Source organism: Mitsuaria sp. PDC51, from assembly GCF_900113225.1.
Lineage (GTDB): Bacteria > Pseudomonadota > Gammaproteobacteria > Burkholderiales > Burkholderiaceae_C > Roseateles.
In genome coordinates, this window is record NZ_FOZE01000001.1 from 1,736,431 (window position 1) to 1,749,830 (window position 13,400).

General features: G+C 68.2%; 13 protein-coding genes. 10 read left to right on the forward strand and 3 right to left on the reverse strand.

Going from position 1 to position 13,400, the window contains the following annotated elements; translation table 11 throughout:
• Nucleotides 1–11: 11 nt before the first annotated feature.
• The 7 genes from BM393_RS07550 (at nucleotide 12) to BM393_RS25625 (ending at nucleotide 8,281) form a co-directional block, all read left to right on the forward strand.
• On the forward strand, nucleotides 12–992 hold the full coding sequence (locus BM393_RS07550) for a nucleoside hydrolase (RefSeq protein WP_091724161.1): 981 nt from the start codon (nucleotides 12–14) through the stop codon (nucleotides 990–992).
• Nucleotides 993–1,071: 79 nt separating this feature from the next.
• A complete protein-coding gene (locus tag BM393_RS07555) occupies nucleotides 1,072–2,394 on the forward strand; it encodes a TRZ/ATZ family hydrolase (RefSeq protein ID WP_091724162.1) in 1,323 nt (440 codons plus the stop codon).
• 109 nt (nucleotides 2,395–2,503) lie between these two features.
• A complete protein-coding gene (locus BM393_RS07560) occupies nucleotides 2,504–3,661 on the forward strand; it encodes an ABC transporter substrate-binding protein (RefSeq protein WP_091725168.1) in 1,158 nt (385 codons plus the stop codon).
• A 290-nt stretch (nucleotides 3,662–3,951) separates the two neighbouring features.
• Nucleotides 3,952–4,221: a hypothetical protein gene (locus tag BM393_RS25145; RefSeq protein ID WP_141225255.1), complete on the forward strand. Its 270-nt coding sequence runs from the start codon at nucleotides 3,952–3,954 to the stop codon at nucleotides 4,219–4,221.
• Between the two features lie 112 nt (nucleotides 4,222–4,333).
• On the forward strand, nucleotides 4,334–5,002 hold the full coding sequence (locus BM393_RS07565; protein WP_091724163.1) for a response regulator transcription factor: 669 nt from the start codon (nucleotides 4,334–4,336) through the stop codon (nucleotides 5,000–5,002).
• Nucleotides 4,995–7,094, forward strand: coding sequence for an ATP-binding protein (locus tag BM393_RS25620; protein ID WP_091724164.1), 2,100 nt, complete (start codon nucleotides 4,995–4,997; stop codon nucleotides 7,092–7,094). The genes BM393_RS07565 and BM393_RS25620 overlap by 8 nt, the downstream gene beginning before the upstream one ends.
• Before the next feature lie 77 nt (nucleotides 7,095–7,171).
• Complete coding sequence (locus BM393_RS25625) at nucleotides 7,172–8,281, forward strand: EAL domain-containing protein (protein WP_147242984.1); 1,110 nt, start codon at nucleotides 7,172–7,174, stop codon at nucleotides 8,279–8,281.
• A 54-nt stretch (nucleotides 8,282–8,335) separates the two neighbouring features.
• Here the strand turns inward: BM393_RS25625 and BM393_RS07580 are convergent, their stop codons facing one another.
• Nucleotides 8,336–8,857, reverse strand: coding sequence for a peptidylprolyl isomerase (locus BM393_RS07580; protein ID WP_091724170.1), 522 nt, complete (start codon nucleotides 8,855–8,857; stop codon nucleotides 8,336–8,338).
• A 146-nt stretch (nucleotides 8,858–9,003) separates the two neighbouring features.
• Here BM393_RS07580 and BM393_RS07585 point away from each other — a divergent pair, with 146 nt between their 5' ends.
• From BM393_RS07585 to BM393_RS07595, 3 genes are all read left to right on the forward strand, one after another.
• Nucleotides 9,004–10,077 (forward strand): JmjC domain-containing protein, encoded by a 1,074-nt coding sequence (locus BM393_RS07585; protein ID WP_254783395.1) that lies wholly within the window; start codon nucleotides 9,004–9,006, stop codon nucleotides 10,075–10,077.
• Between the two features lie 58 nt (nucleotides 10,078–10,135).
• The gene (locus tag BM393_RS07590) at nucleotides 10,136–10,660 is read left to right on the forward strand and encodes a hypothetical protein (RefSeq protein ID WP_091724176.1); all 525 of its coding nucleotides are present in this window, start codon (nucleotides 10,136–10,138) and stop codon (nucleotides 10,658–10,660) included.
• Between the two features lie 157 nt (nucleotides 10,661–10,817).
• On the forward strand, nucleotides 10,818–11,018 hold the full coding sequence (locus tag BM393_RS07595; RefSeq protein WP_091724179.1) for a hypothetical protein: 201 nt from the start codon (nucleotides 10,818–10,820) through the stop codon (nucleotides 11,016–11,018).
• A gap of 204 nt (nucleotides 11,019–11,222) precedes the next feature.
• Here BM393_RS07595 and bamC read toward each other — a convergent pair whose 3' ends face one another.
• Both bamC and dapA read right to left on the reverse strand, forming a co-directional pair.
• Nucleotides 11,223–12,386, reverse strand: a complete 1,164-nt coding sequence (bamC, locus tag BM393_RS07600; RefSeq protein WP_254783261.1) for an outer membrane protein assembly factor BamC — start codon at nucleotides 12,384–12,386, stop codon at nucleotides 11,223–11,225.
• A gap of 81 nt (nucleotides 12,387–12,467) precedes the next feature.
• Complete coding sequence (gene dapA / locus BM393_RS07605; RefSeq protein ID WP_091724182.1) at nucleotides 12,468–13,349, reverse strand: 4-hydroxy-tetrahydrodipicolinate synthase; 882 nt, start codon at nucleotides 13,347–13,349, stop codon at nucleotides 12,468–12,470.
• Nucleotides 13,350–13,400: the final 51 nt, after the last annotated feature.

Consider the following 13,400-nt stretch of genomic DNA (forward strand, 5'->3'; position numbering starts at 1 on the left):
GCAGTATTCCCATGGACAGCACGAACCCGGCTTCCGCCCGCATTCCCGTCATCTTCGACACCGACCCCGGCATCGACGACGCGCTCGCGCTCGCCTTGCTGGCGCGTCATCCGCGCTTCGAGCTGCTGGCCGTCACGACGGCCTTCGGCAACGCGCCGGTCGAGACCACCACCCGCAACGCGCGCGGCCTGACCGCGCTCTACCGCCAGGACATCCCGGTCGCCGCCGGCGCCGCCGGCCCGCTGCTGGACAAGCGCCGCCGCAAGGACGCCGCGCACGTGCACGGCGACGACGGCCTGGGCGGCATGGCCGCCGGCCTGCCCGCGCCGACGCGCCCGCTGGATCCGCGTCCGGCGCATCGCCTGATCTGCGACCTCGTCAACGCGCGCCCCGGCGAGATCACGCTGGTGGCCGTCGGCCCGTTCACCAACCTGGCGCTGGCGCTGGCCCACGATCCCTCGATCGCCGGCAAGGTCCGGCGCGTGATCGTGATGGGCGGCGCCTTCGGCCTGAAGGGGCATGGCGGCAACGTCACGCCGGTGGCCGAGGCCAACATCATGGCCGACCCCGAGGCCGCCGACCAGGTCTTCACCGCGCCCTGGCCGGTCACCATCGTCGGCCTGGACGTGACGCAGGAGGCGATCATGCGCGAGGCCGACCTGGACAGGCTGCGCGGCCGCGGCGAGGGCGCCGGCGACCTGCTCTGGCAGGCCACGCGGCACTACCAGCAGTTCTACGACGCGCGCGACGGCATCGGCGGCATCTATGCCCATGACGCGAGCGCCGCGGCGCTGCTGCTGGTGCCGGAGGCCTTCACCCTGCGCGCCGGGCCGGTGCGGGTCGTGCTGGAGGGCATCGCCACCGGCCAGACCATCCAGGACTGGCGCAACGAGCACGGCACCGGCACGCCGTGGAGCGGCCACCCGTCGCAGCAGGTCTGCGTCGCGGTCGACGCGGCGCGCGTGCTGGCGCTGTTCGACGAGATCTTCTGACGCCGGCGGCGGCCTTCGCCACGCCTTCGAGTTTCAAGACAATGCACGGCGCGCCGACCCGCGCCCCAAGGAGAACCTGATGACGACCCAAGCCGTGAAGCTGCTGTTGCCCCGCTGGCTGATCACCATGACCCCCGACAGCCCGGTGCTGGAACAGCATGCGCTGGCGATCGAGGGCGAGCGCATCGCCGCCGTCCTGCCGCGCGACGAGGCGCTCCAGCGCTACGCCGATGCCGAGCGCGTCGAGCTGCCGCACCACGTGCTGATCCCCGGCCTGATCAATGCCCACACGCACTCGGCGATGTCGCTGCTGCGCGGCGTGGCCGACGACCTGGCGCTGATGGACTGGCTCAACAACCACATCTGGCCGCTGGAGCGCCAGTGGGTGAGCGAGGACTGGACCTACCAGGGCTCGCTGCTGTCCGCGGCCGAGGCGTTGCGCGGCGGCGTGACCTACCTCAACGACATGTACTTCTTCCCCACCGCGATGGCCCGCGCGGCGGTGGACAGCGGCATCCGCGCCGGCGTGTCGATCAACGTGATCGACTTCCCGACCGGCTACGCCGCCAACGCGCAGGACTACATCGAGAAGGGCCTGGCCGCCTACGAGCAGTTCAAGGGTGAGAAGCTGCTGGACTGGACCAGCGCGCCGCATGCGCCGTACACGGTCTCGGACGAGACCTTCATCCAGCTGCGCCAGCTGGCCGAGAAGTACGACCTGCAGATGCACTGCCACATCCACGAGACGCAGGACGAGATCGACGGCAGCCTCAAGCAGTACGGCGAGCGTCCGCTGGCGCGCCTGAACAAGCTCGGCCTGCTGAACGCGAAGATGATCGCCGTGCACATGGTCCACCTGAGCGACGACGAGATCGACCTGGTCGCGAAGCAGGGCGTGCACCTGGTTCACAACCCGAGCTCCAACCTGAAGCTGGCGTCGGGCGTGGCGCCGGTGAAGGCGCTGGAAGCGGCCGGCGTGAACACCATCCTGGGCACCGACGGCGCCGCCTCCAACAACCGCCAGGACATGTTCAGCGAGATCCGCGCCGCCGCGTTGCTGGCCAAGGGCGTGACCGGCGATCCGCTGACGGTGTCGGCGCGGACCGCGCTGGAGATGGCCACCGTGCGCGCCGCCAAGGCGATGGGCCGGGCCAGCGACCTGGGCACGCTGGAGGCCGGCAAGCTGGCCGACGTCGTCGCGGTGGCGCTGGACTCGATCGAATGCCAGCCGGTCTATCACGCGGACGCGCAGCTGGTTTATGTCGCCGGGCGTGAACATGTCACGGACGTGTGGGTGGGCGGCCGGCAGGTGCTGTCGAATCGCAACGTTCTGACTTTCGACACCCAGGCCTTGCAGGGGCGGGTGGCGGACATCGTGGCTAAGATGCGCGCCGGACGCTGATCCCCCCTGAACATGGGGGTGGCGGCGCCGAGGGGCCGGCCGTCGACCTGACCGCCGGTGTGCAGGAGACACAGCCGGCCGTCACCGCGCGCCGGTGGGACAGATCACCATGAGCAAGCCTTCCCGGAGCCGGCCCCTGAGCCGGTTCGTCGCGACCATCGCCACCGCCGCCACCGCGGTGCTGGCCCTTGGACTGGGCACCGCCGCCCGCGCGGACATCCTGATCGGCCAGACGGCCGGCTTCACCGGCCAAGTCGCCGCCAGCGTCAAGGAACTGACGCTGGGCGCCAAGCTCTACATCGACCACGTCAACGCCGCCGGCGGTGTCAACGGCCAGAAGATCGACCTGCAGTCGCTGGACGACGGCTTCGATCCCAAGCGCGCCGCGGCCAACGCGCAGACGCTGATCGACAAGGGCGCGGTCGCGCTCTTCCTCACCCGCGGCACGCCGCACACCCAGGCGGTGATGCCGCTGCTGGACAAGGCGCAGGTGCCGCTGGTGGCGCCGTCGACCGGCGCGATGCTGCTGCACAAGCCGGTGCATCCTTACGTCTTCAACGTGCGCTCGACCTACCAGCGCGAGGCCGAACGCGCCGTCCAGCTGCTGCTCGAGATGGGCAACACCCGGATCGCCCTGGTGCAGGTCAACGACACCTTCGGCGCCGATGGCGTCGCCGGCGCGATGACCGGCTTCAACGATCGCAAGATGAAGCCGGTCGCCCACTTCACCTACGAGCGCGAGAAGCCGGACATCGCCGGCGTGGTCAAGCAGCTGATCGCCGCCGATCCGCAGGTCGTGCTGCTGGTGGCCTCGCAGCAGATCACCGCCGACACGATCAACGCGCTGCGCGCGGCCGGCTCGCGCATCCTCGGCGCCACCTTGTCCAACAACGCGTCCAACGGCTTCGTCCAGCTGCTGGGCCAGAACGCCGCCGGCGTCATCGTGTCGCAGGTGTTCCCGAGCGAGCGCAGCACCAACCTGGCGATGGTCAGGGAACTGACCGACCTGGTGAAGGCCAAGCCGGCCGAAAGCGGCGGCCTGGTCACGCCGGCCATGATGGAGGGCTTCGCGAGCGCCAAGGTGCTGGTCGAGGGACTCAAGCGCGCCGGCAAGGACGCCAGCCGCGCCAGCCTGCTGCGTGCGCTGAACAACATGTCGCGCTACGACCTGGGCGGCATGGAACTCAACTTCAGCGCCACCGATCACACCGGCACCAACTACGCCGACATCGCCATCATCGATCCGCGAGGCCGATTCCTGCGCTGAGCCTGGACCGGTCCATTTCTCAGCTGACGGGCGCCTTCGGGCGCCCGTTGTCATTGGCTATCTCGAAATTCACCGAATCCGTCAATGGACGGTATTCAAAGCCTTGACAGGGTCTTGTGATACTCAAGGGGATTAATGCTGGCGCCAGAAATATTCGCCAATCATGATCTTTCTCACGACCGTCCTCGTCGAATAGCAAATTTAGGCTGATCACTCACATTTGTGAGTTATTAGCAAGTGAGGCGTACTCGGACACACTGCCGGCCGAAACCTGCAGACGGACTGCTGTCATGAAGAATATGTACGCGATCTCCATCGGTCTGGCCTTCGCCGGCGCCGGGTGCCTGCTGGCCGAGAAATCCACGCGGTCGATACCCGGGAATCCCTCATTTGAACTTGCTGTCATCGGTTATCTATTGATCAGCGGCGGACTGATGCTGCTGATCGCCTGCCTAGCCGCCTCGGCCGACGCCTGGCTGCGAGCCCGACGGCGCCGCGCTTGCGGCTCGCCTGAGCCGGATTGGGAGCGCCATCCACCGCCAATCGTCGATCACCACTGACTCCAGTCACCCAGCAGTTTTTGTTTACTTGCTTCGGTGATTGCTCGTTTCCTGCCGCTCGCGAAACTGTGCCCGCCCATGGCATTGGGATAACGAGAGAAGGAGCTGAGGAATGAGTATCGCCGTCGTGATCATCGAGGACGATCCGGCTGTCATGAAAAGGCTGGTGGACGTGATTTCAAATAGCAGTTTCTGCGAAGTGGTCGGTGTCGCCAGGAATCGCGGCGAAGCGATGGCCGCGATTCTGGCCAACCGGGCCGATCTTTATCTGATCGACCTGGGACTGCCGGACGCCGACGGGGTGGAGCTGATCCAGCTGGTGCGGGAAAGGTGTCCGGAATCCCGCAGCATGGTGCTGAGCACCTTCGGCGACAGCAAGCACGTGATGCGCAGTCTGCGCGCGGGTGCCCGGGGCTACCTGCTCAAGGACGAGATCCAGCCGTCGCTGGTGGAGAAGCTGGTCAGCGCGCACAACGGGCAGGCGCCGCTGAGCCCGGCGGTGGCCCAACTGGTGGTCGAGCGGATCTCCATGCTGGAGAACAACGTGCGGCCCCAGGTCGATCGCGAGAAGGTGCTGCGCGATCTCGGCATGGGCGAGCGCGAATGGGAGGTCCTGCGCCTGCTCATCGAGGGGTTGCCCATCGTGGAGATCGGTCGCCGGCTGAGCATCTCCCATCACACCGTCAACCAGCACCTGCGCAGCGTCTATCGCAAGCTGGGCGTGAAGTCCCGCGCGATGGCGGCCAACGCGGCGCGGCTGCATGGACTGATCGATGAATAGCCCCCGCCGCGGCTCGCTGAAGACGGTCTTCTTCTGGCTGAGCTTCTTCATCATTGCGCTGCTGGTGATCGCCACCAGCACTGTCGCTACGCGCGTCTACCACGTCGACGCGATCCGCGACCTCGAGGTCGTCGCCGCGGCGCCCGATTCGCGCGATGCGGGCCCGGAGGCGCCGCGCCTGGCCGGGCGGGTGCTGGTCCAGGCGCCACGGGTGGCCTTGCCCCATCTCGAGGACGTGAGCCAGGCGGGGGGATTCAAGCGGGTGAGATTCCGCATCGACCTGGACCGCTACCTCGAGCGGCCGACCGCCTGCTGCGAGATCGACGCCGATGGCGGCGTGATCGGCGGCAGACGCATCCCCGGCACCAGCCTCGTGATCAGCCAGGCCCTCGACGGGATGGACGTCTACCTGAACGGGGTCTGGGTCGCGGGCCTGCCGAAGTCGAACGCGAGCGGACGCTACAAGTGGTACCGGCCGCTCCAGGTGCCGCTGGCGCGCCGACTGCTGCAGCCCGAGGGCAACCAGTTGACGGTCGAGCTGACGACCTGGGATCCGCAGATCCAGCTCGCGCCGATCTACATCGGGGACCTGGACGCCACCTCCACCATCCATGAGCTGACCCTGTTCATCGGCTCGTCGCTGGCCAATGCGTCCAACGTCTTCTGCCTGCTGGCGGGCATGTTCATGCTGGGGGCCTGGCTGGCGAGCAGGAAGGACGGCGCCGTGTTCCTGCACGCGGGCGCCACCACGGTGCTGTGGTCGGTGCTGTTCACGCTCGTGCTGCTGCCCTATGTCCCGGCGGCGTGGTTGCCGCTGTGGACCTGGGCGCAGTACGCCTGCATGGGCGGCGTGATCGCGGTGCTGACGCTCTTTCTTTTCGCCTTCGTCGGCGAGCCCCTGGGCTGGCGCGGCCGCGCGGCGCTCTTCGGCACGGCGGCGTTCGCGGCGCTCGCCTATCCGCTGCTCGGGCTGCGCGGCCGGGAATGGCTGGACCTCTGGTGGCTGCCCACCATGCTTTGCTTTCACCTGTACGCCTGTTCGCGACTGGCGCTGCACATCGCCCGTACCCGCTCGCGCACGGCGATGTCGCTGCTCTTCCAATCGGTGCTCGCGCAGGTGTTCGCGCTGCGCGATCACAACGCGGTGCAGCACCTGATCTCGATCCCGATGCCGGAAGCCGGCTGGTCGATGACGCACCTGCTGGTGGCGCCGATCTTCCTCAGCCACCTGAGCGTGCCGCTGCTGCTGTTCGTCGTCGCCCAGATCCTGCTGACGAAGTTCCAGGCCAACGTGAAGCGCATCCGCGACCACAACCGCATCCTGACCGAGACCCTGCAGCAACGCGAACGCGAACTGCTGATCAGCCACAACCGCCAGCGCGAGATGGAGAACGAAGCCGCCATGCAGCTCGAGCGCGACCGCATCTATCGCGACCTGCACGACGGCATCGGCTCCAAGCTGGTGACGACGCTGTTCAGCGTGCGCGACCGCGCCATCGACCACGAACGGCTCGAAGGGCGGCTGCTGGAGGCCCTGACGGACCTGCGGGAGATCATCTCGGTGACGCAGGTCCGGGAGCAGCGAGCCTTCCAGGACATCCTGTTCACCTACTGCAGCGGCCTCGACGAGGCGCTCACGCGGGCCGACTTCCAGGTCGAATACGAGGTGCCCGAGGGGCTGGAGCTCGTGCTGCTGGCCGACTTGTCGAAGCAGCTCATGCGCATCGTCGAGGAGTCGGTGGCCAACACCATCAAGTACGCCGGCGCGAGCCGCCTGTCGATCCGCATGGCGATCGTCGAGGCGGAATTGCTGGAGGTGGTGATCGAAGACAACGGCCAGTCCGGCGACCGGCGGGGCGAGGCGGCCGACGCGACCGGTCGTCGCGCCTCCGCCCTGCGCGGCGGCACCGGTCTGGCAGGGCTGCAGCGTCGCGCCCGGCGCATCGGTGCCAGCTTCGACTTCGAGCGCACGCCACGCGGCGCCCGCACGCTGCTGAGGCTGCCGCTGCGCGTGCCCGGCGACGCGCGGCCGGGAAACGAGTCGGTCCGCGACAGCTCTCAGTTGGGCGCGGCTGCATTCCCACCGGGCTGAGCCATCGAACGCCGGGCCGATCCTGGAAATACTGGCGTCCCGGCCCGAATCGCGGGCCAGTCGACGAAGCCCCGGCCATGCCTTCCTCCCGTCCTTCCCGCAGTGGCGTCACGCTGGTCCAACGCCTGATGGCGCCGCAGCCGCCGCAGGTCCACTTCGCCCGCCAGGCGGTGATCGATGGCTCGGTCGAACCGATGGGCCTGGAACTCGCCTTCCGCTGGAAGGAGGGGCAGCGCCGGCCCCCGCGACCGCCGAGCCCCGGCGCCACCAGCCTGCTGCTCAGCCGGGCGCTGCTCGACGGCGGCTTGATCCAGCAGCGGCGGCCCGGCTGCCTGTTCGTGGACATGGATGCCGCGGCCCTGCTCAGTCCGGTCGCCGACGTGCTCTGCGGGGCGCTCGGCGCGATCCAGCTGCCGACCGATGTGCCGGTGCAGGCGTCGACCACGCGCCGCATCGCGCAACTGCATGCCCGCGGCTACCAGTTCGCGCTGGCGGGGATCGCTTCGCCGGACGACCCGCGCCTGGCCTGGCTGCCGATGGTCGCGTTCCTGAAGCTGGACGTGTCCTTGGCGCCGCTCGATGCGTGGGCGCCGATCCAGGACCTGGCGCGCCAGGCCGGGGTGGCGCTGATCGCCGATCGGCTGACCGAACCGGCCGACTACCTGCGGCTCAAGGCCCGGGGTGTGCGCTACTTCCAGGGGGACCTGCTGGGGCCGCCTCAGGAGGAGTCTCCGCGGGCGCTGCCCAGCTGCGATCTCGATGTCCTGGCGCGCTTGTTCCGCCTGGCGCGCCTGGGCGCGCCGCACGAGGCGCTGGCCATGGCCGCGGCGGCCGATCCGGCGCTGGTCGTCCGGCTGCTGATGCTTCACCGGCTCTACCTGAACCGGCTGCGGCCGCCCGCCTCGTTGACGGAGGCCTTGGCCGACCTGCCCGAGCAGGTCCTGATCGGCTGGCTGCATGTGCTGCGCACCAGCACCTTCGATCTGTCGCCGCACACCCGGAGCTGGTCGCAGGCCGTGCGTGAGCAGATCCACAACTATCGCGCCCGGCTGATCGGCGCTCGCGCCTGCAGCAGCCCGGCCGAACTCGAAGCCAAGGTGTTCGATCTCTATCGCCGCCTCTGCTCACGCGAGTCGATCCCCCCGCCGACTCGACCGACCCTGCTCGAGCGCTGCGGCCCCTTTTGACGCGCAGAAGTAAAAAGCCCCGCGGTGCGGGGCTTGCAGGGCGGCTTGCAAGGCTCAGTGGAGCGGCTCGTCCGGGTCCGGTCCGCTGACGACCGAGAAGCCCGAGTCGCCGAGCGTGCCGGCTTCGATCTCCTCCTCAGTCGCCTCGCGCACGTCGCAGACGGTCACATGGATGCGCAAGCCGACGCCGGCCAGCGGATGGTTGCCGTCGAGCACCACGTGCTCCGGATAGACCTCGGTGACGGTGTAGATGCGGTCCGCGGGCATGTCGGGCGTCGAGGAGCCTTCGGGCAGGCCCTCGAACTGCATGCCGACGTCGACGTTCTCAGGGAAGACCTCGCGCGGCTCGAAGCAGACGAGATCGCTGTCGTAATCGCCGAAGGCATCTTCGGGCTCGAGCGCGACGCTGACTTCGTCGCCGGTGGTCTTGTCGACCAACGCTTCCTCGACCTTCGCGAACAGGTCCTCGCCGCCGTAGAAGAACTCCATCGCCGGGTCCAGGACCTCGACGGATTGGCCTTGGGCGTCCTCCAGTCTCCAGGTCAAGGAGACGACGCAGGGGGCAGTGATTTGCATCGCGCGATTCTCTCAGACAATCCCTGCCCATGACTTCCAAGCCCACGTCCTCCTCGAAGCGCCCGCCGGCGCCGGCCGCCGCCTCGTCGGGGCTCGACATCGACGCCCGACTGCCGCTGCTCGGCGGCCTCAGCCCGGCGCAGTTCATGAAGCGCCATTGGCAGAAGCAGCCGCTGCTGGTGCGTCAGGCCCTGCCAGGCGTGCAGCCGCCCATCGACCGTGCCGGCCTGGCCGCGCTGGCCGCCAGCGAAGAGGTGGAGTCCCGTCTGGTCGCGCAGCAGCCCGGGGATCGCTGGACCCTGCGCCAGGGCCCGATTCCCAAGCTGCCCGCCTGGAGCAAGCCGCAGTGGACGCTGCTGGTGCAGGGCCTGGACCTGCATGTCGACGCCGCGCATGACTTGCTCGGCCGGTTCCGTTTCGTGCCCGAGGCCCGCCTCGATGACCTGATGCTCTCCTATGCCAGCGAGGGCGGCGGGGTGGGGCCGCATTTCGATTCCTATGACGTCTTCCTGATCCAGGTCAGCGGACGTCGTCATTGGCGCATCGGCCGCCTGGGCGTGTCGACCTCCGGCGCGCTGCGCGAGGATGTGCCGCTGAAGGTGCTCGCCGACTTCGAGCCGGAGCAGGACTTCGTGCTCGAGCCCGGCGACATGCTCTACCTCCCGCCGGGCTGGGCGCACGACGGCGTCGCCGTCGGCGGCGACTGCATGACGGCGTCGGTCGGTTTCCGCTCGCCTTGGCGAGGCGAACTGGCGAATGAACTGCTGGTGCGCCTGACCGACGACGAGGAGGCGCCGCGCGGTGACCGGATGTATGTCGATCCCCGCCAGGCGGCCACCGCCGAACCGGGAAGAATCCCCGAGGCGCTGACCGCCTTCGCGCGCGAAGCGGTGCTCAAGGCGGTGGCCCAGCCGCTTGCGCTGGAGCGGGCGCTGGGCGAGGCGCTGACGGAGCCGAAGCCGCGGGTGTTCTTCGAGCCGGGAGACGCGTTGCCGCCAGGGCAGGGCGCCAGGTTGAGCCCGCGCACGCGCATGATGTACGACGCGGCGCACGTGTTCATCAATGGCCAGTCCTTCCGCGCCGGCGGGCGCGACGCGACCCTCATGCGCCGTCTGGCGGATCGGCGGACGCTGTCCGTGGCCGAGGTGGCCCGCCTCAGCGAAGGCGCGCGCGACCTGCTCGATCAGTGGACCGAGGACGGTTGGATCCTGCCCGGTTGAACGGGCATGATCGTCGCCGCCCCATGGTCGCCTACCGTGATTTCCTGAGGAGCTCGACATGTCGCAGGAACCCCTGATCCCGGAAAACCTCCGACCGGGCCTCGTGGAAACCGTCGAGGAAGTCCGGCAATTGCTGCGGCAAGCGCTGCTGCTCGCCGCGTCGCAGGGCGGGCGGGAACTCTGCTGGCTCGACACCGACTTCGCCGCCTGGCCCTTGTCCGATCCGGAGCTCCTGGATGCCCTGCATCGCTGGGCGCTGCCGCACCGCCGGCTGCGCCTGCTCGCGGCGCTCGACTATGAAGCGCTGCGCCGCGTCCATCCGCGTTTCGTCCAGTGGCGCCAGCTGCACGACCATGTGGTGCAGGCGCGGGCCTTCGATCCGGCGGATCTGGGCGACCGCAGCACCCCGACGCCGCAAGGCGTGGTGCTGGCACCCGGATTGCTGACCTTGAAGTTGTGGACGCCGGCGCGGGCGTCGCTGGCGCTGCGTGATGCCCGCGAAGAAGCCATGGCGCGCGAATGGTTTGACGCAATTGAGCAACGGTCTGCCGATTCGTTCGCCAGCAGCACCCTAGGGTTGTAAGACGATTACAAACTGGTGGCTATAATTGCCGGCTAGGCGAGGGAAGCGCTCGAGGTTTCTCGCGTCTTGGTCTGCTGAAGTTCGTACTGGTCATCATGTACGACTTCATTAATTACCGGTAATTGATTGTTCGTCTAAAAGTTACTTGAGGACAAGTATGAAAAAGTCGATTCTGATGGCCTCCCTGCTGGCCGCTGTTGCCCTGACCGCTTGCGGCAAGAAGGAAGAAGCTGCCGCTCCGGTGGCGACGCCCGCTCCGGAAGCTTCGGCTCCCGCCGTTGAAGCCTCGGCCCCGGCCGTTGAAGCTTCGGCTGCTGCCTCGGACGCTGCTGCTCCCGCTTCGGCCGCCAGCAACTAAGACGATCTCTCGTCCTGAGAAAGCCGCATGGGTTCGCCCATGCGGCTTTTTCTTTGGCGCCTCCATGGCGCAAGGTATCGGCGCGAACATCGCCCGCCCGCGCGCTGGTATTTGACTGGATATTCGCGCCCATGAAAAACGCCACCCGAGGGTGGCGATTTTGTTTTGCGCAAACTGAGGGCGTGCGGTTGCCCGTCGGCCAGATCAGCGGACGTCTTCCATCAGCAACTGGAGGATGCGCTTGGCCAATTCGTCGGTCTGCTGCTGGCCCTTGTCGTCCTGGATCTGGACGGTCGACTTGCCGCCATCCGATTTGACCGACACGCGATAGCGAACGGCGCTGGAGGCGCTCTTCGCGCCGAACAGGCGCTGGAAGAAGTTGGGCTCTTCCTTGCCGGCCTGGTTCGGGTCGGCATAACGCAGGAAGAACAGGCCTTGCTTGCGGTCGCGGTCCTCGATCGTGAAGCCGTGGCGGTCCAGCGACTGGCCGACGCGGCGCCAGGCGCGGTCGAAGTCTTCGTTGATCTGCAGCTGGTCGGGCACGTCGGCCAGCGAGCGCGGTGCGGCGCCACGCGGCGCTTCGGCGAAGCTCGGCGCCGGCTGCTGCGCATTCGCGACCATGGTCTTGGCGTCTTCTTCCTTGCCGCCGAGCTTGAGCATCAGGCGCGAGGTCATTTCGGCCTCGAGTTCCGGATCCGACGGGCGGGGCTGCCAGCCGGTCTCGTCGCGCTGCGAGTTCGTGTAGATCTCGACCAGCCCGCGGTGCGTCACGTAGATGTCGGTGCCGCCCTGCTCGTTGCGTTCCAGGCGAGTGCGGTACTTGTCGCGCTCACCGGTCGAGTACAGCGAATCCAGCAGCGAGCCCAGCGCCTTGCGGATGAAGTCCTGGGGCAGCTTGGCCTTGTTCTCGGCCCAGTTGGTCTCCATGACGCCGACGTTCTGGTCCTCGGATTCGATGGTGAAGCCGCGCTCCTGCCAGAAGCTCTTGATCTGCGGCCAGAGTTGCTCCGGCGGCAGCGCGCTATGCAGCCAGCGCGCGTTGCCCAGGCGATGGAACTCGACGTTGCCCGCCTTGTCCAGCGCCACGGGGGCGCCGGCGGTGGCGCCGATCGCCTGACGCTGCGCGTTCGGCTGGGCGGCCATCTGCGCGGCGCTGATCGGGCCGGTCGGGCGGTTTTCCTTCGGAAGCTGGGTCAGGTCCGGCGGCACATCCAGGCCGGTGGTCTGCTTGGCCTGGGTGCGGTAGTCGACCTTGTCGCTGGTGGTGATGCTCTCGAACGTGCTGCACGCCGTCAGCGAGGCCAGCGCCATCAGGCAGGCCACGCGCACCGGGGTGGGAGCGCCGGATTCAGGAAGGGAACGAGTCACGCTGGAGATCTCCGAGGTAGGTCGCTGCGGCCCGCGGCCGCTGAAGGAAAAGGAGCCGCCGGCGGCGCCGGCCGGCGGTGATTAGAGCAGGCCGGCCTCGCGCAGGGCAGCTTCGACCAGTTGCTGGCCCGGCGGCGTCAGCGGCGTCAGCGGCAGGCGCAGATGGTTGCTGCTGCGGCCCAGCTTGTTCAAGGCCCACTTGGCCGGGGCCGGGCTGGGCTCGCAGAACAGCTGCTTGTGCAGCGGCAGCAGCTGGAAATGCAGCGCGGTGGCCTCGCGCACGCGGCCCTCGATCGCGGCCATGCACAGCTCGTGCATCGCCTTGGGGGCGATGTTGGCCGTGACGCTGACCGAGCCGCGGCCGCCCATCAGCATCAGCGCGATGGCCGTGCCGTCGTCGCCGGAATAGATGCTGAAGCCCGGGGGCGCATGCTTGATCAGCCAGGCGGCGCGCTCGATGTTGCCGGTGGCCTCCTTGATGCCGAAGACGCCGGGCAGGGCCGCGCAGCGGATGGCCGTTTCCGGCGCCATGTCCGCCACGGTCCGGCCGGGCACGTTGTACAGCATCATCGGAATGTCGACCGCTTCCGCGATCGCCTTGAAGTGCTGGTAGATGCCCTCCTGGGAGGGCTTGTTGTAGTAGGGGACCACCGACAGCGTGGCGTCGGCGCCGACCTGCTTGGCGAAGCGGCTCAGCTCGATGGCTTCGGCGGTGGCGTTGGCGCCGGTGCCGGCCAGGACCGGCTTGCGGCCCTTCACATGCTCGACCGCGACGCGGATGACCTCGCGGTTCTCTTCCATCGTGACGGTGGGCGACTCGCCGGTGGTGCCGACGACGCCGATGACGTCCGTGCCCTGGTCGATGTGCCAGTCGATCAGGCTGCGCAGCCCGTCGAAGTCGATGCGGCCGTCTTCATGCATCGGCGTGACCAACGCGACGATGCTGCCAACAATTGCGTTCATTGAGGATTCCTCGTGATCGGCGGATTCTACTGAAGCGCCGGGGCGCTTCCG

What these genes read in the sequence shown, in the direction of transcription:
- BM393_RS07595 (WP_091724179.1), top strand. Translation starts at nt 10,818, where the DNA reads ATGAAAAAGTCGATTCTGATGGCCTCCCTGCTGGCCGCTGTTGCCCTG.
- BM393_RS25620 (WP_091724164.1), top strand. Translation starts at nt 4,995, where the DNA reads ATGAATAGCCCCCGCCGCGGCTCGCTGAAGACGGTCTTCTTCTGGCTG.
- BM393_RS07590 (WP_091724176.1), top strand. Translation starts at nt 10,136, where the DNA reads ATGTCGCAGGAACCCCTGATCCCGGAAAACCTCCGACCGGGCCTCGTG.
- dapA (WP_091724182.1), bottom strand. Translation starts at nt 13,349, where the DNA reads ATGAACGCAATTGTTGGCAGCATCGTCGCGTTGGTCACGCCGATGCAT.
- BM393_RS25145 (WP_141225255.1), top strand. Translation starts at nt 3,952, where the DNA reads ATGAAGAATATGTACGCGATCTCCATCGGTCTGGCCTTCGCCGGCGCC.
- BM393_RS07585 (WP_254783395.1), top strand. Translation starts at nt 9,004, where the DNA reads ATGAAGCGCCATTGGCAGAAGCAGCCGCTGCTGGTGCGTCAGGCCCTG.
- BM393_RS07550 (WP_091724161.1), top strand. Translation starts at nt 12, where the DNA reads ATGGACAGCACGAACCCGGCTTCCGCCCGCATTCCCGTCATCTTCGAC.
- BM393_RS07580 (WP_091724170.1), bottom strand. Translation starts at nt 8,857, where the DNA reads ATGCAAATCACTGCCCCCTGCGTCGTCTCCTTGACCTGGAGACTGGAG.
- BM393_RS07565 (WP_091724163.1), top strand. Translation starts at nt 4,334, where the DNA reads ATGAGTATCGCCGTCGTGATCATCGAGGACGATCCGGCTGTCATGAAA.
- BM393_RS25625 (WP_147242984.1), top strand. Translation starts at nt 7,172, where the DNA reads ATGCCTTCCTCCCGTCCTTCCCGCAGTGGCGTCACGCTGGTCCAACGC.
- BM393_RS07555 (WP_091724162.1), top strand. Translation starts at nt 1,072, where the DNA reads ATGACGACCCAAGCCGTGAAGCTGCTGTTGCCCCGCTGGCTGATCACC.
- BM393_RS07560 (WP_091725168.1), top strand. Translation starts at nt 2,504, where the DNA reads ATGAGCAAGCCTTCCCGGAGCCGGCCCCTGAGCCGGTTCGTCGCGACC.